Annotated in this window: 23 protein-coding genes and 2 tRNA genes; 15 read left to right on the top strand and 10 right to left on the bottom strand. The window is 66.0% G+C overall.

The window, feature by feature from the left end; translation table 11 throughout:
* Positions 1-21 precede the first annotated feature (21 nt).
* From rph to AC1DP9_RS06450, 3 genes are all read right to left on the bottom strand, one after another.
* Positions 22-738 carry a ribonuclease PH gene (gene rph / locus AC1DP9_RS06460; RefSeq protein ID WP_477106879.1) on the bottom strand — a complete coding sequence of 239 codons (717 nt, stop codon included), beginning with the start codon at positions 736-738 and terminating at the stop codon, positions 22-24.
* Between the two features lie 85 nt (positions 739-823).
* On the bottom strand, positions 824-1,738 hold the full coding sequence (locus AC1DP9_RS06455; protein ID WP_092292235.1) for a PP2C family protein-serine/threonine phosphatase: 915 nt from the start codon (positions 1,736-1,738) through the stop codon (positions 824-826).
* Between the two features lie 59 nt (positions 1,739-1,797).
* A complete protein-coding gene (locus AC1DP9_RS06450) occupies positions 1,798-2,844 on the bottom strand; it encodes a serine/threonine protein kinase (RefSeq protein ID WP_092292237.1) in 1,047 nt (348 codons plus the stop codon).
* A 248-nt stretch (positions 2,845-3,092) separates the two neighbouring features.
* Here AC1DP9_RS06450 and AC1DP9_RS06445 point away from each other — a divergent pair, with 248 nt between their 5' ends.
* From AC1DP9_RS06445 to AC1DP9_RS06430, 4 genes are all read left to right on the top strand, one after another.
* Entirely contained in the window at positions 3,093-4,028 is a 936-nt protein-coding gene (locus tag AC1DP9_RS06445; RefSeq protein WP_092292239.1) for a YicC/YloC family endoribonuclease, read from the top strand.
* A gap of 10 nt (positions 4,029-4,038) precedes the next feature.
* Positions 4,039-4,713 carry a guanylate kinase gene (gmk, locus tag AC1DP9_RS06440; RefSeq protein ID WP_477106878.1) on the top strand — a complete coding sequence of 225 codons (675 nt, stop codon included), beginning with the start codon at positions 4,039-4,041 and terminating at the stop codon, positions 4,711-4,713.
* Positions 4,714-4,810: 97 nt separating this feature from the next.
* A complete protein-coding gene (gene rpoZ, locus AC1DP9_RS06435) occupies positions 4,811-5,014 on the top strand; it encodes a DNA-directed RNA polymerase subunit omega (protein ID WP_006578656.1) in 204 nt (67 codons plus the stop codon).
* A 316-nt stretch (positions 5,015-5,330) separates the two neighbouring features.
* Positions 5,331-7,748 carry a RelA/SpoT family protein gene (locus AC1DP9_RS06430; protein ID WP_477106877.1) on the top strand — a complete coding sequence of 806 codons (2,418 nt, stop codon included), beginning with the start codon at positions 5,331-5,333 and terminating at the stop codon, positions 7,746-7,748.
* A gap of 3 nt (positions 7,749-7,751) precedes the next feature.
* On the opposite strand, the gene greB is transcribed toward AC1DP9_RS06430, so the two are convergent.
* The gene (greB, locus tag AC1DP9_RS06425; protein ID WP_092292243.1) at positions 7,752-8,321 is read right to left on the bottom strand and encodes a transcription elongation factor GreB; all 570 of its coding nucleotides are present in this window, start codon (positions 8,319-8,321) and stop codon (positions 7,752-7,754) included.
* Between the two features lie 125 nt (positions 8,322-8,446).
* Here greB and AC1DP9_RS06420 point away from each other — a divergent pair.
* The 4 genes from AC1DP9_RS06420 (at position 8,447) to AC1DP9_RS06405 (ending at position 9,540) form a co-directional block, all read left to right on the top strand.
* A tRNA-Arg gene (locus AC1DP9_RS06420) sits at positions 8,447-8,523 on the top strand.
* Positions 8,524-8,663: 140 nt separating this feature from the next.
* Positions 8,664-8,942, top strand: a complete 279-nt coding sequence (locus tag AC1DP9_RS06415) for a hypothetical protein (protein ID WP_092292245.1) — start codon at positions 8,664-8,666, stop codon at positions 8,940-8,942.
* Positions 8,943-9,102: 160 nt separating this feature from the next.
* The gene (locus AC1DP9_RS06410; protein WP_477106876.1) at positions 9,103-9,342 is read left to right on the top strand and encodes a hypothetical protein; all 240 of its coding nucleotides are present in this window, start codon (positions 9,103-9,105) and stop codon (positions 9,340-9,342) included.
* Between the two features lie 122 nt (positions 9,343-9,464).
* Positions 9,465-9,540: transfer RNA gene (locus AC1DP9_RS06405), tRNA-Met, on the top strand.
* A 93-nt stretch (positions 9,541-9,633) separates the two neighbouring features.
* On the opposite strand, the gene AC1DP9_RS06400 is transcribed toward AC1DP9_RS06405, so the two are convergent.
* Positions 9,634-9,897 (bottom strand): hypothetical protein, encoded by a 264-nt coding sequence (locus AC1DP9_RS06400; RefSeq protein WP_092292249.1) that lies wholly within the window; start codon positions 9,895-9,897, stop codon positions 9,634-9,636.
* 56 nt (positions 9,898-9,953) lie between these two features.
* A complete protein-coding gene (locus AC1DP9_RS06395) occupies positions 9,954-10,235 on the bottom strand; it encodes a hypothetical protein (protein ID WP_092292251.1) in 282 nt (93 codons plus the stop codon).
* 228 nt (positions 10,236-10,463) lie between these two features.
* Between AC1DP9_RS06395 and AC1DP9_RS06390 the strand changes: the two genes are divergently transcribed.
* From AC1DP9_RS06390 to lpxO, 3 genes are all read left to right on the top strand, one after another.
* Positions 10,464-11,879, top strand: coding sequence for a DUF2252 domain-containing protein (locus AC1DP9_RS06390; RefSeq protein WP_477106875.1), 1,416 nt, complete (start codon positions 10,464-10,466; stop codon positions 11,877-11,879).
* A gap of 39 nt (positions 11,880-11,918) precedes the next feature.
* Complete coding sequence (locus AC1DP9_RS06385) at positions 11,919-12,230, top strand: hypothetical protein (RefSeq protein WP_092292255.1); 312 nt, start codon at positions 11,919-11,921, stop codon at positions 12,228-12,230.
* Between the two features lie 111 nt (positions 12,231-12,341).
* Complete coding sequence (gene lpxO / locus AC1DP9_RS06380) at positions 12,342-13,244, top strand: lipid A hydroxylase LpxO (protein ID WP_092292257.1); 903 nt, start codon at positions 12,342-12,344, stop codon at positions 13,242-13,244.
* A gap of 24 nt (positions 13,245-13,268) precedes the next feature.
* On the opposite strand, the gene AC1DP9_RS06375 is transcribed toward lpxO, so the two are convergent.
* Together AC1DP9_RS06375 and AC1DP9_RS06370 are read right to left on the bottom strand one after the other, a co-directional pair.
* On the bottom strand, positions 13,269-14,756 hold the full coding sequence (locus tag AC1DP9_RS06375; protein ID WP_477106874.1) for a sensor domain-containing diguanylate cyclase: 1,488 nt from the start codon (positions 14,754-14,756) through the stop codon (positions 13,269-13,271).
* 135 nt (positions 14,757-14,891) lie between these two features.
* Positions 14,892-16,340 carry an aminotransferase-like domain-containing protein gene (locus tag AC1DP9_RS06370; protein WP_092292261.1) on the bottom strand — a complete coding sequence of 483 codons (1,449 nt, stop codon included), beginning with the start codon at positions 16,338-16,340 and terminating at the stop codon, positions 14,892-14,894.
* A 176-nt stretch (positions 16,341-16,516) separates the two neighbouring features.
* Here AC1DP9_RS06370 and AC1DP9_RS06365 point away from each other — a divergent pair, with 176 nt between their 5' ends.
* Together AC1DP9_RS06365 and AC1DP9_RS06360 are read left to right on the top strand one after the other, a co-directional pair.
* Entirely contained in the window at positions 16,517-16,900 is a 384-nt protein-coding gene (locus AC1DP9_RS06365; protein WP_441591917.1) for a hypothetical protein, read from the top strand.
* Positions 16,884-18,500: an NAD(P)/FAD-dependent oxidoreductase gene (locus tag AC1DP9_RS06360; protein WP_477106873.1), complete on the top strand. Its 1,617-nt coding sequence runs from the start codon at positions 16,884-16,886 to the stop codon at positions 18,498-18,500. The genes AC1DP9_RS06365 and AC1DP9_RS06360 overlap by 17 nt, the downstream gene beginning before the upstream one ends.
* 4 nt (positions 18,501-18,504) lie before the next feature.
* Here AC1DP9_RS06360 and AC1DP9_RS06355 read toward each other — a convergent pair whose 3' ends face one another.
* Positions 18,505-19,767 carry a TIGR03862 family flavoprotein gene (locus AC1DP9_RS06355; protein WP_477106872.1) on the bottom strand — a complete coding sequence of 421 codons (1,263 nt, stop codon included), beginning with the start codon at positions 19,765-19,767 and terminating at the stop codon, positions 18,505-18,507.
* Between the two features lie 157 nt (positions 19,768-19,924).
* Here AC1DP9_RS06355 and AC1DP9_RS06350 point away from each other — a divergent pair, with 157 nt between their 5' ends.
* On the top strand, positions 19,925-21,034 hold the full coding sequence (locus AC1DP9_RS06350) for an acyltransferase family protein (RefSeq protein ID WP_477106871.1): 1,110 nt from the start codon (positions 19,925-19,927) through the stop codon (positions 21,032-21,034).
* A 55-nt stretch (positions 21,035-21,089) separates the two neighbouring features.
* Positions 21,090-21,692 carry a DUF1415 domain-containing protein gene (locus tag AC1DP9_RS06345; protein WP_477106870.1) on the top strand — a complete coding sequence of 201 codons (603 nt, stop codon included), beginning with the start codon at positions 21,090-21,092 and terminating at the stop codon, positions 21,690-21,692.
* A gap of 24 nt (positions 21,693-21,716) precedes the next feature.
* Here the strand turns inward: AC1DP9_RS06345 and AC1DP9_RS06340 are convergent, their stop codons facing one another.
* Positions 21,717-22,559, bottom strand: a complete 843-nt coding sequence (locus AC1DP9_RS06340; protein ID WP_092292273.1) for a class I SAM-dependent methyltransferase — start codon at positions 22,557-22,559, stop codon at positions 21,717-21,719.
* Between the last annotated feature and the right edge of the window lie 152 nt (positions 22,560-22,711).

Raw genomic sequence — 22,711 nt, 5'->3', positions numbered from 1 at the left:
GCTTTGCACGTTTCTCGTCGCTTACAGGCCGAGCGCCAGCTTCTGGTGGCGCACGAGGTCGGCAATGCCGGCTTCGGCCAGGCGCGTCATGGCGTCCAGGTCGGCGCGGCTGAACGGCACGCCTTCGGCGGTGCCCTGTACTTCGACGAAGCCGCCGCTACCGGTCATGACCACGTTCATGTCGGTGTCGCAGCTGCTGTCCTCGGCGTAGTCCAGGTCGAGCACGGGCACGCCGTCGACCATGCCCACGGAAACCGCGGCCACGAAGTCGCGGATGGGACTTTTTGCGATCAGGCCATCGGCCAGCATCTTGCTCACGGCGTCATGGGCGGCCACGAAGGCGCCGGTGATGGCGGCCGTGCGGGTGCCGCCGTCGGCCTGGAGCACGTCGCAATCGAGATGGATGGTGTATTCGCCCAGCCCGCCGAGGTCGAACACCGTGCGCATGGCGCGGCCGATCAGGCGCTGGATCTCCTGCGTGCGGCCGGTCTGCTTGCCGCGCGCGGCCTCGCGGTCGGAGCGGGTGTGCGTGGCGCGGGGCAGCATGCCGTACTCGGCCGTGACCCAGCCTTCGCCGCTGCCTTTCTTGTGCGGCGGCACCTTGGCCAGCACGCTGGCCGTGCACAGCACCTTGGTATCGCCAAAGGCACTCAGCACGGCACCTTCCGCGTGGCGGGTGTAGTGGCGGGTCAGGGTGATGGGTCGCAGCGCATCGGCTGCGCGTCCGCTGGGTCGCATGGGGATCTTTCGTTGGAATCGGGTGAGACCGCGATTCTAACGCCGGCGGGCCATGCGTGCCCGCCGGAGTCCCGTGCGCGATACCTCAGCGCATGAAATTGGTGGTCTTGTCGATCGCGGCGCGGATCTCGGCAATCGACCGTTCGATCTCTTCCTCGGACAGCAGGTCGCTCTCGTTGCCCGTCCGTTCCAGGATCGACGTGGTGAAGGCGTTCAGCGGCAGGGTGTCGGTCAGCACGGCGTCGTCGTTCGGCACGGTGGCGTCGGCTTCCCACATCATGGCGATGGCTGTGGTGTTGTCGGCACCTTCGCCGGCGTTTTGAAGCGCCTGTTCGATCATGTCCGGGATGGCGTGCACCACCGACAGGCTGGTCACCCGGTCGACAATGACCTTCTCCTCAAGCGCGCCCCACAGGCCGTCCGAGCACAGCATCGCCACGTCGCCCGGTTCCAGGCGCACCGGGCCGCCGATGTCGATCAGCGGCAGGTTGGGCGAGCCGAGGCAGTTGTAGAGCTTGTTGCGCTCGGGATGGTTGGCGACGTCCATCGGCAGCACGCGCTCCTGCTGGAGCAGGTTTTCGATCTTCGAGTGGTCCCGGGTGCGGGTGAGCAGGGTGCCCTTGCGGATCAGGTACAGGCGCGAGTCCCCGGCGTGGGCCCAGTGGATCTGGCCGTTCTGGATCAGGCAGCAGACCACGGTGGTGCGCGGCACGTCCGCCAGGCGGTTGGCTTCGGCATAGCGATGGATCTCGCGGTGCGCCAGCATGACCGTGTCCTGGAGGAAGTCCGCCGGATTGCGGATGGCCGGGCGGGCCTGGGTCTGGAACTGGCGCGCCAGCGTCTGCAGGGCTTGCTGCGCGGCGACTTCGCCCAGCGCATGGCCACCCAGGCCGTCGGCCAGCACCATCAGCAGGGCATCGCGCGTGAAGCAGTAGCCCATGCGGTCCTGGTTGATACGGCGGCCGCCTTTCCGGCTTTCCTGGTAGACGGAGAATCGCATGTTGTCGTGAGTTCGGTCAGGGTCGGCCCGGCGGGTGCGCGGGGCCGACGCGTAGTGATTTAATCGCCGCTCTGCGTCGTGGCGGTGTCGTCGCGGCGGCGCAGCAAGGTCATGAAGCGGCTCGTCGCGTTCATGCGTTCGGTAACGGGCCCAGCAGGGTTGGCTGCCGCCGCGGCGGCCGATTGCTCGCCCAGCGCGTTGCTCTGGTCGCGCAACTCCTTCTGGAGGCGGAACACGCTTTGCGGGCGCTCGGACGGCGTGAGCCGGAGGCACCATTCGACGAGGTCCACCAGCCCGTTGGTATAGGTGGCGCGCAGCCGGGAGATCGACTCGCCCATGCGGTCTTCCTTCTCGCGCTGGTTGGCCTCCTGCGGCGGCATGCCGGCCATGCAGGCGTAGAGCGTGGCGCCCAGGCTGTAGATGTCGGTCCAGGGGCCGAGGTCGCTGTGCTTGCCGTAGAGTTCGGGTGCGGCGAAACCGGGGGTGTACATCGGCTGGAAGCGGGCGGCTTCCATGGTCAGGATCTGCCGCGCGGCGCCGAAGTCGAGCAGGATCGGCGATTCGTCCTCGCGCAGGTAGATATTGCCGGGCTTGATGTCCAGGTGCAGCAGCTTGTGGATATGGACTTCGCGCAGGCCGCTCATCAGGTCGTGGAACACCTTGCGGATGAACCGCTCGCGCAGCACCTTGGGCTTGCCCTGCTGCCGGGCCTGCAGGATATGCTCCTGCAGCGTCTTGCCCAGCTCGTAGTTCATGACCATGTAGACCGTGGAGTTCTCGCGGAAGAAATTCACCACGCGCACCACGCTCGGATGGGAAATGCGCGCCAGCGAGCGGCCTTCCTCGAAGAAATATTTCAGGCCCAGGCGAAACGAGGCCGCGTTCTCTTCCGGGACGACCGGAATCAGCTCGCCCGGGTTGCGGCGGGCCAGCGAGGACGGCAGGTATTCCTTGATGGCCACCGGGGCGCCGGTTTCATCGGTGGCGAGGTAGACGAAACTGAACCCCCCGCTGGCCAACTTCTTTACAATACGGTAGTTGGCCAGCAGCGTGCCGATGGGCAGCGGCGCACTCTTGGGTTGGTTAGCGCCCTTGGACTCTGTCATAGGATTCGGGACCTCATTTGCTCCCGGATTCTCCCGGCTAATCGATCACTTGTAAAGAAAACATTAGCGGGGACTGTTGCCAAAAATCCGCGTTTTCCAACCGGATTTTTCGTTGATTTTCTGCCCGGCCGGCGCGCTGCCGGCGCCCCCGCCCCGGTGCTGGCTTTGCGCGCCCCGGCGGGCGCGATTAACCGCTCCGATTTACCCGTATTTCGACCCTTTCCGACTCTTACGCGAGATAACCGACAATGATCCACAGCATGACAGGGTATGGCCTGGCGACGCGCCAGGCGCCGCTGACAAACGCCAAGGGCGAGCCCAGCGGCCGGACCGCATCGGTTTCGGTGGAATTCCGGACTGTCAATTCGCGTTTTCTCGACCTGTTGTTCCGCGCCCCCGAGGAATGTCGCGCGTTCGAGCCCGCCCTGCGCGAGATGCTCATGGGCGAGCTGTCGCGCGGCAAGCTGGAATGCCGTATCAACCTGCAGCGCACCGATACCGGCGGCGCCACGCTGGCGCTGAACCAGGGCTTGCTGGACCAGATCCGCGCGCTGGAGTCCACCGTGGCCGCCACCTTCAGTGGCGCCGGTTCGCTGCGCATGGGCGAGATCCTGCGCTGGCCCGGCGTGCTGGTCGAGCCGGAACTGTCGCAGGAATCCCTGCGCGAGGCCGTCACGGGTGCCGCCCGTGAGGCGCTGAACCAGTTGCTCGAAGCGCGCCGGCGCGAGGGCGAGGCCCTCAAGGCCACGCTGATGGAGCGCATCGACGCGATGCTGGCCATCGTCGAGCGCCTGACGCCGACCATCCCCCAGCTGATCGCCCATCATCAGGAAAAGCTGACCGAGCGCCTCCAGGAGGCGTTCAACCTGGCCGCGCCGTCCGGCATGCCGTCGATGAGCCGCGACGAGATCGGCGAGCGCATTCGCCAGGAAGCCACGGTGTACGGCATCCGCATCGATATTGCCGAGGAACTGTCGCGCCTGCAGGCCCACCTCAACGAAACGCGGCATATCCTGAAGAAGGGCGGGCAGGTCGGCAAGCGGCTCGACTTCATGATGCAGGAGCTGAACCGCGAGGCGAACACGCTCGGCTCGAAGGCCGCCGCCAAGGAGCTGGCCGACGCGTCGATGGAGCTCAAGCTGCTGATCGAGCAGATGCGCGAACAGATCCAGAATCTCGAATAAGTCCTAAACCATGAGTGAAACGTCCCACACCGCGTCCCAGTCCGCGCCGCACGTCGCCATCGACACCGCCTACCCCGGCAACCTGTTCATGGTGGTGGCCCCGTCTGGGGCCGGCAAGTCCACGCTGGTGAACAAGCTGCTGTCGCAGGATTTGGCCATCCGCCTGTCGATCTCGCACACCACGCGCAAGCCGCGCCCGGGCGAGCAAAACGGCCGCGAGTACCATTTCACGACCGTGGACGAGTTCCGCGTCGCGCGCGACCGGGGAGAATTCCTGGAATGGGCCGAGGTGCATGGCAATTACTACGCCACGTCCCAGGTCTGGATCGAGCAGCAGATGGCCCAGGGCAACGACGTGCTGCTCGAAATCGACTGGCAGGGCGCCCAGCAGGTGCACAAGCGGTTCTCGAACGCGGTGGAGATCTTCATCCTGCCGCCGTCGCTGACCGCGCTCGAGGAGCGGCTCAAGAAACGCGGCCAGGACGAGCCGAACGTGATCGTGCGCCGCCTGCTGGCCGCGGGCAGCGAAATGTCGCATGCGTCGGAATCGGATTACGTCATCATCAACGAGGTGTTCGATGACGCGCTGGCGCAGCTGAAAGACGTCGTCCGTGCCACCCGTCTGCGCTTTTCGTCGCAGAAGGCACGTCACAACGAGCTGTTCATCGAGCTGGGCATTCACTGACCGAAGGTCGGTGCCCAAGGGTCGGCCGGAACGTTTTCGGCCGCGTGCTGTAAAATGACGGCCTGTCGAACAGGTTTTGTCTCAAGGTGGATTCAATATGGCGCGTATTACCGTCGAAGATTGTCTGAAACACATCCCGAACCGCTTTGAGCTTGCGCTCGCCGCGACGTATCGGGCACGCCAGCTGGTGCAGGGCCACACGCCCAAGGTTGAGGCCAAGGACAAGCCCACCGTGGTGGCGCTGCGCGAGATCGCGTCCGGTCAGGTCGGCATCGAGATGCTGAAGAAGGTACCGACCTGATTGCCAGGGCGGCCTGTGGTGCATCGTTGTCTCGCGTACGTGCGGATTCAGCCGCGCATTCGTCCGGATTCCAGGGGCCGCCCCCATGTCTTCATCGTCGTCCAAGTCCGCGATCCATCCCGCGATCGTCCTGCCGGGTCCGCCCGGCGTACGGACGGACGGCGAACGGCCGGCACCGGGCCCCGTTGCCGCCGCCAGCGTGGCCCCGGGCGCCCCTTTGCCTGCCACGCCCTCCGCACTGCCGGTGTCGGTCGGCTTGCCGCCTGCGCCGCCGGGTTCACCCGGGGGTAGGCGCACCATGTCTGGCCAGATGCCGATGACCGCCCGAACCGGCGCCCCGAACCTGCCCGATCCGCTCGGCGACAACGTCGTCGGGGAACGGTCTGTCGTGCCGCCGCTGCAAGGCAAGTCACGTGCTGGGTTGGCCAACGACCTCGTGGCCGAGCCCATCGAGGGCACCCTGCCGGCCGCGCCGGCGGGCGAATTGTTCATCGACGCAGTGCTGGCGCAGTCATACCGGCACTTCTTCGGTCCGACCTCGCAGCCGGCCGTCCCGCCGCGCCAGCAGGTCATCTCCATCTCCCGGCTGATGGAGACGCTCGCCTACCTGAAGCCCGCCGATCAGGCGCTGGTGCGCGAAGCCTTCCAGTTTTCCGACGAAGCCCACCTGGGCCAGTACCGCCAGAGCGGCGAGCCGTACATCACCCACCCGGTGGCGGTGGCGGAGCTGTGCGCGGACTGGAAGCTGGACGTCCAGTCGATCATGGCCGCGCTGCTCCATGACGTGATGGAGGACCAGGGCATCACCAAGAGCGAACTGGCCGAGAAATTCGGTCCCAAGGTCGCGGAACTGGTGGATGGCCTGACCAAGTTGGACAAGCTCGAATTCCAGAGCCGCGAGCAGGCGCAGGCGGAAAGCTTCCGCAAGATGCTGCTGGCGATGGCGCGCGATGTGCGGGTGATCCTGGTCAAGCTGGCCGATCGCACGCACAACATGCGGACGCTCGATTTCGTGCCGCCCGAGAAGCGGCGCCGGATCGCGCTCGAAACCATGGAGATCTACGCGCCGATCGCGCATCGGCTGGGTCTCAACACGATTTACCGCGAGCTCCAGGAACTGTCGTTCAAGGTGGGCTCGCCGTTCCGCTACGCTACGCTCGAGAAGGCCGTCAAGGCCGCGCGCGGCAACCGGCGCGAGGTGGTCAAGCGCATCCTGGAAGCCGCCGAGCGCGCGCTGGCCGACGCCGGCATCGTGGCCGAGCTGTCCGGGCGCGAAAAGACGCTGTACAGCATCTATCGCAAGATGCACGACAAGCAGCTGTCGTTCTCGCAGGTGCTGGACGTCTACGGCTTCCGCGTGGTCGTGGAAACGCAGATGCACTGCTACATGGCGATGGGCGCGCTGCACAGCTTGTACAAGCCGATGCCGGGCAAGTTCAAGGACTACATCGCAATTCCGAAGATCAACGGCTACCAGTCGCTCCACACGACGCTGGTGGGCCCGTTCGGCACGCCGGTGGAGTTCCAGATCCGCACGCGCGGCATGCACCAGATTGCCGAGGCCGGCGTGGCTGCGCACTGGATGTACAAGCACCAGGCCGATCACGCCAACGATATCCAGCAGCAGGCACACCAGTGGCTCCAGTCACTGCTGGACATCCAGAGCCAGACCGGCGACTCGCAGGAGTTCCTGGAGCACGTCAAGATCGACCTGTTCCCGGACGCGGTCTACGTGTTCACGCCGAAGGGCCATATCCGCGCGCTGCCACGCGGCGCCACCGCGCTGGACTTCGCCTACGCGGTGCACAGCGACCTCGGCAACCAGTGCGTGGCGGTCAAGATCAACAACGAGTTGTTGCCGCTGCGTACCGAGCTGAAGAGCGGCGATATCGTCGAGGTGGTCACGGCGCCGTACTCGAAGCCGAATCCGGCGTGGCTCGCCTTCGTCCGCACGGGCAAGGCGCGCGCGGCGATCCGACATTACCTGAAGACGACCAAGCTCGACGAGGCCATCCAGCTGGGCGAACGCCTGCTGGAGCAGTCGGCGCGCCAGCTTGGCATCGAGCTCAAGGCGGTGCCGCAGGCGGTCTGGGATCGCATGATCCAGTGGACCGGCAACAAGCACAAGGAAGACATCTTCGCCGACCTGGCGCTCGGCCGCCGCGTGCCGGCGGTGGTGGCGCGGCGCATGGAGATCCTGCTGCAGGAGCTGTCCGGCGACGTCGACAGCGCGCTGCTGGCTGCCGTGCAGACCTTCGCGGGCGAGGAAGCGCCGGCCGTGCCGATTACCGGCGACGAAGGCATGTCGATGATCTTCTCGGCCTGCTGCCGGCCGATTCCCGGCGATTCGATCGTCGGCTATCTCGGCAAGGGCGAGGGGTTGCAGATCCACGTGCAGGATTGCAAGGTGGCCAAGCGGCTGCACAGCAAGGACCCGGAGCACTGGATCGAGGTCATGTGGGCCAAGAAGACGACCCGCGCCTTCGACGTGTCGATCAAGGTCATGGTGCGCAACGTGAAGGGCATCGTGGCGCGCGTGGCCGCGGACCTGACCGCCGCCGACGCCAACGTGGCCCACGTGGCCATGGAGCAGCAGCAGGGCGGCCACCAGGAAGCCACGTACATGCAGTTCGTGATCCAGGTCCAGAACCGCCTGCACCTGGCCAACGTGATGCGCGGGCTGCGGCGCAACCCGGACGTGATCCGGATCTTCCGCGACCGGAACGACGGCTGACGCCTAGTTCACCGCGCCCTTCGCCGGGTAACGGACTTCCAATATATCGATCTGTTCCATCCCGGCCGGCGTGCGCAGCGGCACGGTGTCGCCCTCGCGCGCCTTGATCAGTGCCTTGGCGATCGGCGAAATCCAGCTCACATGGTTGTTGTCGAGGTCCACCTCGTCCATGCCGACGATGGTGATTGTGGTCTCGTCGCCGGACTGGTTCGCATAGGTGACCGTGGCGCCGAAGAAGACCTGGTCGTTGTCGCCCTGCAGCGAGGGGTCGACGACTTCGGCCTTGTCGAGCCGGCGCGTGAGAAAGCGGATGCGGCGATCGATCTCGCGCAGCCGCTTCTTGCCATAGAGATAGTCGCCGTTCTCGGAGCGGTCGCCGTTGGAGGCGGCCCAGGAGACGATCTGCACCACCTCGGGACGGTCCACGTCGATCAGGTGCATCAACTCGTCGCGCAGGCGGTTGTAGCCCGTGGCGGTAATGTAGTTCTTGGTGCCGGCAGGCACCGGCGTGGCGCCCTCGGGCAGGTCGTCGTCATCATCGTCCGACGACTCTTTGACAAAAGCCTTGTTCATGGTCCGGATCACTTCTTCGGGTAGTCATTATAGGAAGTTGCGCGGCCGGAGCGCGCCGGGCGAAAAAAATGCGGCGTAGGGGGTTCACAAAATTGAAAACTTCTATATAATCTCATTTCTCGAGTGCGGCTGTAGCTCAGTTGGATAGAGTACTTGGCTACGAACCAAGGGGTCGTGGGTTCGAATCCTGCCAGCCGCACCACCTATCGAGTCAAAAAGGGCTTCCGGAAACGGAAGCCCTTTTTGCATTTCCTCCCCGCATTTCCCTTCCCCTCCCGGAACACTCCGCCCGCATACCGCTCAAACCTGCATCGGTCCTTGTCGATCGCACGGAGAACGCGCATGAACCAGGATGAATGGCGGGTAGAGGGCTATCGCGGCATGGATGCCTACGTGCTGCTGTCGTCGCATCGGCAGGCCGTGGCCGGCAGCGTGTCTGATACGGAAACGTACGGCTACGAGGTGCGCATCGCGCAGGAGGGTGTCGATCCCTCCGATACCGGCGATACGGAGATCCTCTCCAGCGGCGGCCACGAATTTGCCACGCGGCACGCTGCCGAAGTGGCGGCTTTCAGTGCCGCCTATGCACTCATCGACAAACTTTTAGGACCGGTCAGATAGACAGCAAAGTTCCTTGCGGGTAGCGCAATGACGTATGTCACGGCGTGACCTGCCTGTCGGGGCGGAACTTGATCTGGATCATTTTTGATCGGTGGGGTGGCACCTAGGCTGGATGTGGAGCGCGATGTTCGCGCCTTGCAGCAGACAGGAGGTAGCCACCATGTCCGAGTATGAAGGATTCAAGATCGTCTACGAGGTGATCCATTTGCCGAAGGGCAAGTGGGGGATCCTGATCGAGATCATCCGGCGCGTGGACGGCGAAATCCTGATGGCTCGCCACAATCCTTTTCCGAGCCATCCTTTCGATACGAAGCTCGAGGCGCTCGAGCATGTGAACCGCTACATCGCTTCGACGCTCGATGATCTCGATGACGCGCACACGGTGCGGCGGATCGCATGATCCGCATCGGTGATCCGCCAAAAGAAAACGCCCTTCGCGGGCGTGTTCTTCTTCACGGTGCAGAAAGTGGAAATAGTGTTTGCCTTATGCGGGACGATCCCCCATAATCCATCTCCTTCAGACGCGGGGTGGAGCAGTTGGCAGCTCGTCGGGCTCATAACCCGAAGGTCGCAGGTTCAAGTCCTGCCCCCGCAACCAACACCTCTGAAGCCCTCTTCAAAAACCTCTGCCGATCACGGCAGAGCGTTCCTGGCAGTACTTTCCAAAGTTCGTAATTTCAACGCCTGACGCTTACGCGTGCACCAGCGACGCCGCCTTCGCGAACGTATCGCGCACTTGCGGCTGGCCTTCGCGCTCCGCCGCCTCGGCACGATCGGTGAGGCGGCCCTTGAGCACGGCGATATTGCCGCCGCCGCCCAACTTGGTCGATGCATCGCGCATCAGTTGCGTGAGTTCCTGCGTCACGTCAGCACCATCGAAGGCGCTGACCGACAGCGCGGACACGCGCTCCAGAAAATTGTTGACCAGCGCTTCATCATGTTGCGGTTCGGGCATGGCTGCTCCTTGTCGAACGATTGAGAGAGGCGATGTGAGACGCAGGGCCGGCGCGATCAGGACCGGGGCAGTTGCGGCGTGATGCGCCGTCGGGCGGGCTTCAGCGCCCGCGTGGGCCAGAGCACGTAGTTCGTATGCGGGTCCATCGGCTTGCCGAAGTACGAGACCCACACCTGCACGCCTTGTTCGGTTTCGGAAACGATCGCGGCCACGGCACGGGCGGCGACGGAAGGGGACTTGAGCAGATCGGCCAGGGCTTCCACGCCCTGGACCACATGGTGCTTCACCCCCCTGAACCACACGTACTGACGCATGGCTGCAAGAAAATTCTTTGTCATGGACTCGACGGTTCCTTGTTGTAGTGCTGCGAGATGAGACCCAAGCTTACACGCTTAGTTGTGACACCTTTGTAGGGAGGCGTCTGATTTTCCGCAAAGGCACGGCCGAATGTGATGCATGCGACGTGCGCTGCCAAATTGACATTGGGCGACGCTTGTCTTAGCTTCGTTACATACTCTGCACATCGCTGTTTCCTGAATCGTTGTCCCGGCCCAAGGCATGGAGGCATGGTGGAACATGTAGCGGATCTGAACGAACGGCGCGCCCGTGGCAAGGCGCTGCGCCAACTGGTGCCGCGACGGACACACGCAGCGGTCGGCAACGTGGATCGGGACCCGATTCCGCTACTCGAGACCAGCAGCGCTGGCCGGGTGGAGCGGCTGGTGCCCTTGCGCTACGGGCGCATGATCCAGTCCCCGTTCACATTTTTCCGAGGCAGCGCGATCATCCAGGCGCACGACCTTGCGGGTACGCCGGCCTCGGGCATGACCATCCAGATCTGCGGCGACTGCCACCTCTCGAATTTCGGCGGGTTTGCCACGCCCGAGCGCGCGCTGCTGTTCGATGTGAACGATTTCGACGAGACCAGTCCAGGCCCGTGGGAGTGGGACCTGAAGCGGCTCACCGCCAGCATGGTCGTCGCCGCGCGCCACCTGCGTCACGGCAAGACTGCCGCCGACAATATGGTCTGCGAAGTGGTCAACAGCTACCGCGACCGCATGGCCATGTATGCGGAAATGGGCGTGCTGGAAACCTGGTACGACCGCATTACGTTCGACCGCCTGCTGGCCGAGGCACTCAACCCCACGGCCCAGAAGGAGATCCGCCGCGCGATGGAGCGTGCCGCCACGCGTACGCATGAGACCCTGCTGCCGAAGCTGAGCGCGCGCTCAGGGCACCGCTGGCGCATCCTGGACGCCCCGCCGGCCGTCTTCCATATCCGGGGCGAGCAAACGCTGTTCACGAAGGACGACGACTGGCTGAAGAAGAGCGTCGATGCCGACGTGATCGCCAAGTGCTTCAGCGATTTCACCTCCACGCTGGCCGCCGATCGCCGCGAACTGCTCTCGCATTTCATCTCCCAGGACATCGCCTTCAAGGTGGTGGGCGTGGGCAGCGTGGGCACGCGCTGCCTGATCCAGCTACTCACGGACAGCCATGACAAGCCGCTGTTCCTCCAGTTCAAGGAGGCCACGCAATCGGTGGTGGCGCGTTATTTCAAGTCCCCGGCGGTGACGCACGAGGGCCGGCGCGTGGTGGAAGGGCAGCGCCTGATGCAGGCCGCCAGCGACCTGTTCCTGGGTTGGACCAAGGGGCCGTCCGGCCGCCACTTCTACGCCCGGCAGTTGCGCGACATGAAATTCTCGGCCGAGATCGAACTGATGGATGCCGAACTGCTGACCGGCTACGGGCGCGTCTGCGGCCGGGCGCTGGCCCGCGCGCATGCCAAGGCGAGCAACCTGGCGCCGGAGATCAGCGGCTACCTGGGCACCAGCGACGCCATGGCCGAGGCGCTGGTGGGCTACGCCAACGCCTATGCCGACCAGGTGGACCGCGACTACGAGGCCTTCGCCGCAGCATGCCGGTCGGGGCGGCTCGCCGCGCGTACCGATGCCGACATGGCTGCCGATTTCCAGGTTTGATGCCCGCGTAAAATCAGAATCGTCCTAAGGAGTTTGCCGATGACCGAGGATATGCTGCTGCAACTGATGGTGGAGGTGGAGCGTGCGGACCCCATCGACTACGCCAACCTGCCGTTCGACGATGACGCGCTGCGGGCGCTCGCCTGCAAGCTGATCGCCGAACGATCGACGGAACTGGAGCTGTCGGGGATGTCGCAGGAAGCGCTGTTGGCGACACTCTGGGCGTCCACGGCCAAGCTCGTGCTCGAGAACATCGTGCTCAACGCGCGGCTGCTGACCTTGCAGGGATTGCCCGACGACGCCAAGGCGCTGATCGACCGTATCGCCCGCCAGTCGCGCGGCGGGGCGTGAATCCTCCAGCGATAAAAAGCGGCCCGTGCATCACACGATGCGCGGGGGCCGGCGTTTGGATAAAATACCGGCTTCAATCGGGCCTGGGCCTGATTCCTGGAGGTTTTACGCGTGATCAAGTGGATTATCGTCGCTGCATATCTGGGTGCCATCCTGTATGTGCATTTCCGCGGCAAGGTGCGACTGCCGTTCATGCGCCAGTTGCTCGACCACTCCGCGCTGGTGGCGCCGGTCAACTGCTTCATGTACATGTTCTCGGGCGTGCCGCGCACGCCGTACATTGGCGTCGAGCGGTTCCCGGACCTGGAGAAGCTGCGCGCTGCATGGCCGCAGATTCGTGACGAAGGCCTGGCCCTGGTCGCGATGCGCAAGATCAAGGCCGCCGACAAGAATGACGACGCCGGCTTCAACTCGTTCTTCAAGTACGGCTGGAAGCGTTTCTACCTGAAATGGTACGAGGCGCAGCACCCGTCCGCCGAGACGTTGTGCCCGAAGACCGTGGCGCTGCTGCGCGAACTGCCGACCGTGAAGGCGGCGATGTTTGCCGAGCTGCCGCCGGGCGGCAAGCTGAACCCGCACCGCGACCCGTTTGCCGGCTCGCTGCGCTATCACCTCGGGCTGTCCACGCCGAACGACGACCGCTGCTTCATCGAGGTGGACGGCGAGCGCCATAGCTGGCGCGACGGGCACGGCGTGGTGTTCGACGAAACCTACCTGCACTGGGCCGAGAACCGCAGCGACAAGGATCGCCTGATCCTGTTCTGCGACATCGAGCGTCCGATGCGCTATCGCTGGACCGCCGCGGTCAACCACTGGTTGGGCCGCAAGGTGATGACGGCCGCCAGCTCGCCGAACGAGGAATCCGACCAGACCGGCGCCATCAACAAGCTGTTCCGCTTCGTCTGGCTGGGCGGTCAGTACCGCCGCCGCTTCAAGTCCTGGAACAAGAACGTCTACTACGTGACCAAGTTCGGGCTGATCCTCGGCGGCGTCGCGCTGATCGTTTTCCTCTGATTTTTGCGATCGATTTCCCGATAGTCAGGGCTCGGCGGCACCCGTCCGCCGACGCTCGGCGCCCACGGCCTCGTAGTGCGCACGCTTGTCCTCGTACATGCGGCTGTCGGCCAGCTTGACCGTATCGGTCAGCCGGTCGCCCTGCGTGCACGTGGCGGCGCCAATCGAAAACGACAGCCGCGCACCCGGATAGAACTGGTTGTTCAGCTCCACCACCTGCTGGATCTGATCGACCACCGTGGCCGCGCCGCGTTCGTCGTTGCCGGGTAGCAAAACCATGAATTCATCGCCGCCGATGCGGGCCACGCAGGCCTGCTCGCCCACGGCTTTCTTGAGCACCTCGCCCGTGCGGCGCAGCAGCGCGTCGCCGTCGCCGTGGCCGTACTGGTCGTTGACCTGCTTCAGGCCATTGAGGTCCACCGCCACCACGCTGACCGGCCACGGCCCCTTGCGGCCCAGGCGCGCCAGTTCATCCTCGTAATACGCGCGGTTGTAGAGCTTGGTCAGCACGTCGTGCTTGCCCAGGAACTCGACGTAGGCCTCGGCCTTCTTGCGCGCGGTGATGTCGGTCAGCGACACCAGCACCTGATCCCAGTCCGCCTCCCGGCCCGGGAAGACCGACCACTGCATGAATACGTCCACCGAGCGGCCATCGAGCGCGTAGTTGATGACTTCGCGCTGCTGCCAGAGCTTTTCGTGCCAGAGGTCGATCAGCTGCTCGGCGAAGTGGATGCGCATGTCGTCGCGGAACACGTCGCCCAGCCGGGACAGCAGGATGTCCTTGCTCGGCGCGGCGAACATCGTCAGCGTCTGCTGGTTGACGTCGAGCACGCGGATCTCCTGCATGCAGCGCGAGACGAAGTCCGGGTGCACATTCAGAAAAGTCCGAAAATCGGTGATGCCGGCCGCGCGCACCTCGTCCAGCAGCATCTTCACCGCGCTGAAGTCCTCCACCCAGAGCGAGACCGGCGAGTGTTCGAACAGCCCCTGAGCGTATTGCTGGCTGCGGCGCAGGTCGCGCTCGCTGCGCACGCGCAAGGTGATGTCCTCGATCGACAACAGCACGCGCGACCAGTCCTGCTCGTGGCCCGGCATGACCGTGGCGTCGAGCCGGATGTCGAGCCGTTCGCCGTCGAGCGTGTAGTTGACGGTCTGGCTGGCGAAGTGCCGGCCGCCGTCCCAGAGCTGGCCAAGTTCCTCGACGTGCTGGTCGAACATGTCGTCACGGAACACGGTGTCGAGGTTGGCGACGAGGTCCGCCAGGTCGGCGGCGCGGAAGAGGTCGAGCGTGCGGCGATTGACGTCGAGCACGCGGATCAGGGCCGAGCAGCGCGCCACTTCGGCCGGGCGCTCGCGCAGATAGGCGCGCAGGTCGGTGACCCCGTCCGCGCGCAGTTGATCGAAGGCCAGCCGCACGGCGCTGAAGTCCTCGAGCCAGAGCGAGACAGGCGCGAGCTGAAACAGCGTTTGATAATCGTCGTCGAGCCGCAAAGCGGCGGGTGCACTGCCCAAGTTTGTTCTCCCTGGTTCTGGTAGTCGGTGTCCGCGCACAAGCATAGGCGAGGGCGCCGCCATTTTGGGACAAATCCTAGCGGAAGTCTCGCAAGAACGGTGCCGGGCGCGGGGGAGCGGGAGGGCAGGGCGGCGTCAGGGTGCCAGCCGACGCACCACACCGGCCACGGTTTCCAACGCGCGTTCGAGCGCCGGCTCGCGCGGATTGCCGCAGTTGAGCCGCAGATAGTGATCGAAGCGGTTCGAATTCGAGAACATCGAGCCAGGCATGACTCGGATGCCATGGGTCAATACCTCCTCGAAGACGGCTTCGGACGACATCCCGGCCGGCAACTCGATCCACAGGTGCAGCCCGCCGCGCGGCAGCGTGAGCCGCGTGCCGGCCGGAAAGCTGCCCGCCACAGCCTGCGCCATCCATTCGCGCTGGATGCGCAACTGCTCGCGCAGGCGGCGCAGGTGGCGTTCGAACGCGCCGGTGCCCATGAAATCGGCCACGGCGATCTGCGCGAGCATCTCGTTGGGGCGCGACAGGCCGAACTTGAGCATCTCCACGCGCGCCTGCCACTTGCCGGCGGCGATCCAGCCCAGCCGCATGCCCGGTGCCAGCACCTTGTGGAGCGAGGCGCAGTGGATCACGTTGCCCGTTGTATCCCACGTCTTGGCTGCCGCGAGCGGGGTCTCGCCCTCGTAGGTGGCGGCGCAGCTATCGTCCTCGATCAGCGTGATGCCGCGCGCCTCGCACCACGCCACCAGGCGCTGCTTGTGCGCGTCGGGCATGACGCAGCCGAGCGGGTTCTGCAGATTCGGCACCACGGCCACGGCCTTGATGTTGTCGTAGGTCTGCGCGGCCAGTTCCAGCGCCTCCAGCGAGATGCCGGTCTGCGGGCTGCACGGGATTTCGAGCGCGCGCATGCCCAGGCTTTCGAGAATCTGCAACAAACCGTAATACGTGGGCGATTCCACGGCGATGACATCGCCCGGCTTGGCCACGGCGCGCAGGGCGAGGTTCAGCGCCTCGGTGCAGCCGTGGGTGACGACGACGTCCTCAGGCGCGAGCTGGATCCGCGAGCGCAGCGCGTGCCGGGCGAGTGCGGCGCGCAGGGACGGGTGGCCGTCCGCCTCGGCTGCGGTGCCGAAGAGATCGGGATAGCGCCGCAGCGCGCGAGCCGTGGCGGTGCGCAGCGCAGCGGTGGGGTAGAGCGAGGGCGCGCCGCACGCGCCGCCAAAGTTGATCTTGATATCGCGATGCTGGCCGCGCGCGAGGATGGCCGAGATGCGCTGATGGATGCCGACGTATTGCGCCGGGTCAGGCAGGCCGGCGGCCGGTTCCTCGATCTGCGCCAGCGCCGGGCGCGACGGCGCGCGCACGAAGTAGCCCGAGCGCGGCCGCGCTTCGAGCAGGCCCGCGGTTTCCAGCTCCCGGCACGCCTGGAGCGCCGTGGACAGGCTCACCTCATGCAGCCCCATCAGCGACCGCACCGACGGCATGCGGTCGCCCACGGCCAGCGTGCCGGCGGCGATGGCCTGCCGGTAGTGGCCGGCCACCTGTTGATAAAGGGGGAGGGAGGGGTGCGTGGCAGTCATGGCGCGATCATCGCCCACGGGGCGCGGGCACAACAGATACAGATGAAGGGTGTCTGTATCGTAACAGAGCCGGACTGTGCGATCTGTTCTGGTCGCACCCGCAATCCCTTGTGCCTGTTGGCTTGGCGGGTCGCCGGATAGGCTGGAAACCTGATTCTGGACCCCGGAGCGCGATCATGTCCCAAGCGAAATTCTCGACCGAAACCTACCAGTTGGCCGCCGGTCAGTGGCTCAAGCTGCACCTGAAGCCCGGCGCCGTGGTGCACCTCGCATCCGGTCGCCTGACCGTGGCGGGCCCGCCAACCTGGCTGGCCGAGACGGTTAGCCGGCCTGCCGCCACGCTCACGCCCGGCGCGGTGTACATCGCCGGCATCGCCGGCTGGACCACGTTGGCGGCCCACGGCGCGGCAACCGTGCACATCATGCAGCCGGCGCCGCCCCCGGGATGGTGGCGACTGATAAAATCCCGCTTCGGCCGATCTGGCCTCCTGCTGGGTAACGCCCGGCCACCAGACACCAAGGCCGCTGAAATACCCGTTCCCCATGCTACGTCTAAGTGAAGTCAAACTCCCGCTCGACCATACCGAGAGCGACCTGGAGGCAGCCGTGCGCAGCCACCTCGCGCAGATCGGTGTCAAAGGCGACGGGATGGTCGCGTTCACCGTCTTCCGCCGCGCGCACGATGCCCGCAAGCGCGCCGATATCAAGCTGACCTACATCGTCGATATCGAAGTCCGCGACGAGGCCGCCGCCCTCCAGCGCATGGCCGGCAAGCCCAACTGGAGCGTGACGCCCGACATGACGTACCGCTTCGTGGCGCAGGCCCCGGCGGGCGGCCCGACGCTGCGCCCGGTGGTGATCGGCCTGGGTCCGTGCGGGCTGCTGGCCGGCCTGCTGCTGGCGCAGATGGGCTTCCGCCCGATCATCCTCGAGCGCGGCAAGGAAGTGCGCGAGCGCACCAAGGACACTTTCGGCCTGTGGCGCAAGAGCGTGCTCAATCCCGAGTCGAACGTGCAGTTTGGCGAAGGCGGCGCGGGCACGTTCTCGGACGGCAAGCTCTACAGCCAGATCAAGGACCCGCGCCACTACGGTCGCAAGGTGCTCGATGAATTTGTGCGCGCGGGCGCACCCGAGGACATCCTCTTCAAGGCGCGGCCCCACATCGGCACATTCCGGCTGGTGAGCATGGTGGAGAAGATGCGCGCCGAGATGCTGTCGCTGGGCGCCGAAATCCGCTTCGAGACGCGCGTGGACGACATCGACATCGAGAACGGCCAGGTGCGCGGGCTCAAGCTCTCCACCGGCGATTACCTCGAGTGCGACCACGTGGTGCTGGCCGTGGGCCACAGCGCGCGCGACACCTTCCACATGCTGCACGACCGCGGCGTGTTCATGGAGGCCAAGCCGTTCTCGCTGGGCTTCCGCATCGAGCATCCGCAGGGGCTGATCAACCGCAGCCGCTTCGGCAAGTTCGCTGGCAACAAGCTGCTGGGCGCGGCGGACTACAAGGTGGTGCACCACGCCAGCAACGGGCGCGCGGTGTACAGCTTCTGCATGTGCCCGGGCGGCACGGTGGTGGCGGCGGCGTCCGAGCCGGGCCGGCTGGTGACCAACGGCATGAGCCAGTACTACCGGGCCGAGCGCAACGCCAACGCCGGCATCGTGGTGGGTATCACGCCGGAGGTCGATTTCCCGGGTGGCCCGCTGGCCGGCATCGCCCTCCAGCGTCACTGGGAGGAGCGTGCCTTCGTGCTCGGCGGCAGCGACTACCGCGCGCCGGGCCAGCTGGTGGGGGATTTCATCGCGGGACGGCCGTCCACGGCGCTGGGCTCGGTCGAGCCCTCGTACAAGCCGGGCGTGACGCCGACCGACCTCAGCACGGCGCTGCCGGACTATGTGATTGACGCGATCCGCGAGGCGCTGCCGGAACTCGACAAGAAGATTGCCGGGTTTGCGATGCACGACGCCGTGCTGACCGGGGTGGAGACGCGCACGTCGTCGCCGCTGCGGATCCGGCGCAATAACGACGACTACCAGAGCATCAATGTGAAGGGGCTGTACCCGGCGGGCGAGGGCGCCGGCTATGCGGGCGGGATCTACTCGGCCGCGATCGACGGCATTGAGGTGGCCGAGGCTGTGGCGCTCGACATCGCTGGCTAGTTAGTTACATACCCATCAGATAGTTGGCCGCGCCCAGGCCGGCCATCCGCCCACTGGCGAAGCAGGCTGTCAGCAGATAGCCGCCGGTGGGCGCCTCCCAGTCCAGCATCTCCCCCGCGCAGAACACGCCCGGCATGGCGTTGAGCATCAGGTGATCGTTCATCGCCTCGAACGCGACGCCGCCGGCCGTGCTGATGACCTCGTCGATGGGCCGCGCGCGCACCAGCCGCAGCGGCAGCGCCTTGATGGCCGCCGCGAGGGCGACCGGATCGTGCATGTCGGCCTTCGACACGCCTTCATAGAGCAGTCCTGCCTTGACCCCGGTAATGCCGAGCTTGCTCTGCAGGTGGCTCGACACCGAGCGCGAGCCGCGCGGGCGGGCGATTTCGTCGGCCACACGTGCCGCGCTCATGCCGGGCGCCAGGTCCAGGCGGATCTCGGCGCTGCCATCCCGTTCGATGAGATCGCGGATCGGGGCGGACAGCGCGTAGACCAGGCTGCCTTCGATGCCGGTTGCGCTGATCACGAACTCGCCCTGACGATGCAGCGGCGTGCCGTCCGGCGTGGTGACTGCCATCGCCACGGATTTCACGGGCTGGCCGGCGTAGCGCTCGCGGAAGACATCGGACCAGTCCACGTCGAATCCGCAATTGGCGGGGCGCAGCGGGGTGATGGTCACGTCATGTTCGGCGAGCCAGGGTACCCAGGCTGCGTCCGATCCCAGTCGCGCCCAGCTGCCGCCGCCCAGCGCCAGCACCACGGCTGGCGCCGACACCGTCGATTCGCCCGCCGGCGAGGCGAAGCGGAGTTGGCCTGCATCGTCCCAGCCCAGCCAGCGATGTCGGGTGTGCACGCGCACGCCCGATTCCCGCAGCCGATGCAACCATGTGCGCAGCAGCGGCGCGGCTTTCATCTCGGTGGGGAAGACACGGCCTGAGCTGCCGACGAAGGTGTCGATGCCGAGCCCGTGCACCCAGGCGCGCAGCGCCGGGCCGTCGAACTCGGCCAGCAGTGGCGCGATGCGGTCGGCCCGCTGCCCGTAGCGCGCCAGGAAGGCCGGCGCGGGCTCGGAATGCGTGATGTTCATGCCGCCCTTGCCGGCCATCAGGAACTTGCGGCCGACCGAGGGCATGGCGTCGTAGACGTCTACCACGACGCCGCGCCCGGCCAGCGCCTCGGCCGCCATCAACCCGGCCGGCCCGCCGCCGATGACCACGGCGTGGGGCGTGCCAGACGGGGCGGATGCTGAAATGGAGGAGGCGGACATGGGCGGTTGCCAGTTGGCGGAGCAGGGGGAAGAGACGCGGGACGCCGCGCATTATAGGTGACAGCGCCCCGGCACCACGACCGTGCGCGGACGTGCGGTGGCGCACAGCGGGCGCTCCCGGCGCCGGCCAGACTCGTGCGAAACAGGGGAGGCTTCCATGAGCTCAGCACCGCGCAATCCCACCATCGACATGTGCAGGGGCATCGGCATCGCGCTGGTGGTCTTCAGCCATGCCTGGGCCTTGCCCGATCCGGTGTATCGGGCGATCTACTCGATGGCCTTTCCCGCCTTCCTGCTGCGGGCCGGGCTCGTGTTCCAGCCCTCGCGGGCGGTGGCCGCGCCGGTGTCGCACCTGTGGGGCAAGTTCATGCGGCTGGTGGTGCCGGCCTGGGGCATGGGGCTGGTGCTGGCGGTGCCTTACATCGTCGCCTGGGCGCTCGGCCGGTTTCCTCACGACGAGTTCACCATGCGCTTTGTCGGCACCATGACCGGGTCCGCCATCAACGAATGGAATTTCCTGAGCACGCCGCTGTGGTCGCTGTTCTGCCTGTTCTGGCTGGACGTGGTGGCGACCGCGCTGTCGCGGCTGGGCCCGAGCGTGGCCGGCGCACTGATGACCAGCGTCGGGCTGGTCTGGATCGTCTTCACGCAGGGTGGCGGCACGTGGTCGGACGTGAACCCGGTGGAGTGGCCGTTTTCGCTACGCAACGTGGGCTGCGCCATGGTGTTCTACGGCGCCGGGCTCTGGATGGGCGGCGGCAAGGGGCCCCGGGCAGCGGCGGTGGGGCCGATGCAGTTCACGCCGGCCTCGCTGACCATGCGGCGCGCGCTGCTGCTGGTGGTCACGCTGGCGGTCTGGGTGCTGGCCGTGCGGCATGCGCCAGATGTATTGAATGTGTCGCGCAACCGCATCGGCACCACGCCCATGGCGATGGCGATGACGTTGCTCGCAGCCTTCGCCGGCACCGCGCTGCTGTGGCAGGTGGTGGTGCTGCTGCCGACCTCCCGCGCGGTGGTCTGGCTCGGCACGCATACGCTGCCCGTGTTCGGCTTCAACTACCTCGTCAACAAGATCGTGTTCGAGACGGCCACCCGCGCTGGCGTGGAGGTGGCGCGGCTGGGCAACTGGTGGTGGGTGATGGCGCTGATCGAGCTGGGGCTGCTGTGCGCCATCGCCTGGATGCTGGATCGCATGGGGCCCATCGGCGACCTGTTCAATGGCCGGCCGCTCAAGCGGGTGGGGCGAGAAAAGGCGCGCATGGCCTGACTTGGGAGGCAGCGGCGGGGCGTAGAATGGCGCTTTGCCAGCCGCTGTCCTCGCCATGCCTGCCACGCCCGCCTTTCCTGATTCCGCCGATGCCACCGATGCCACCGATGCCCAGATCGTCGAGGCCGTGCGCCATTGGCTGTCGCGCGCCGTCATCGGCCTGAACCTGTGCCCGTTCGCCAAGAGCGTCTATGTGAAGGAACAGGTGCGCTACGTGGTCAGCCCGGCCATGGGGGCGGAAGACCTGCTCGAGGAACTTGAGGGCGAACTGCGCGGGCTGGCGGACGCCGATCCGGCACAGACCGACACCACGCTGCTGATCGTGCCGCACGCGCTGGCGGACTTCCTCACCTACAACGACTTCCTGTATTTCGCCGAGCGCCTGCTGCGCAGCCTGCGGCTGGCCGGCACACTCCAGATCGCCAGCTTCCACCCGGACTACCAGTTCGAAGGCACCGAGCCGGACGACATCGAGAACTACACCAACCGCGCGCCGTATCCGATCCTGCACCTGCTGCGGGAAGACAGCATCGCGCGCGCCGCCGAGGCGTTTCCGGACGCCGCCGATATCTACGAGCGCAACCAGGCCACCATGCGGCGGCTGGGCGTCGACGGCTATCGGCAGTGGATGTCGGAAAAATCCCAAGACGAAGGCTGACCCCAGCCTGCCCGGGCGGCCCCGTCAGGGCGCGGTGAAGAACCGCTCGCCCATTTCCTCGAGTCCCAGCGTTTCCAGCACGTTCTGGAGCCGGTCGGCCGCCCGCTTGCGCGGCAGGTCCTTGTACTGGGCGATGATCAACTCGTTTTTCATCGAATGTTCCCAGCCCACCAGTTCGGTCACGCTGACCTGGTAGCCGTGCGCCTCGAGCTGCAGGCAACGCAGCACATTGGTCACCTGACTGCCGAACTCGCGCGTGTGCAGCGGATGGCGCCAGATCTCCGTCAGCGGATTGCCGGCCAGCAGCTTGCCCTTGTGCTTGCGCAGCACGCTGGCCACCTCGGCCTGGCAGCACGGCACCAGCACGATGTGGCGCGCCTGCCGGGCCAGGGCGAAGCGGATGGCATCGTCCGTGGCGGTGTTGCACGCGTGCAGCGCGGTCACCACGTCCACCGTGGCGGGCAGGGCGGGCGAGGTGATGGATTCGGCTACCGACAGGTTCAGGAACGACATGCCCGGGAATTCCGCGCGCGCGGCCAGCTCCTGTGAGCTTTTCACCAGCTCCTCGCGGGTCTCGATACCGTAGATGTGCGAGTTCTTCCCCTGTTCCTCAGGCAGATCCTTGAAGAACAGGTCGTAGAGGATGAAGCCCAGATAGGACTTGCCGGCGCCATGGTCCACCAGCGAGACGGCGCCGCGCGCGTCCGCCACCTCGCGCAGCAGCGGCTCGATGAACTGGAACAGGTGGTAGACCTGCTTGAGCTTGCGGCGGCTGTCCTGGTTCATCTTGCCGTCGCGCGTCAGGATGTGGAGTGCCTTGAGCAGCTCGATGGACTGGCCGGGACGGACTTCGTAACTATTGGACATGGAGGGCAAAACCTGCGGCGGGGGACATCGGAGGGCGACAGTTTACCGAAATCCCGCCGCCCGGCCCGTCATCGCCCGATTTCCGGGGGGCTCAGCAGGAGTGATACCCCACTTTTGTGGGCTAAAGTTCACTCCGCCCGCTGCCGTTGATC

Source organism: Cupriavidus sp. 01L43, assembly GCF_056399925.1.
Note: the sequence above shows the minus strand (reverse complement) of the source record. Positions and strands in the feature narration are given on the sequence as shown.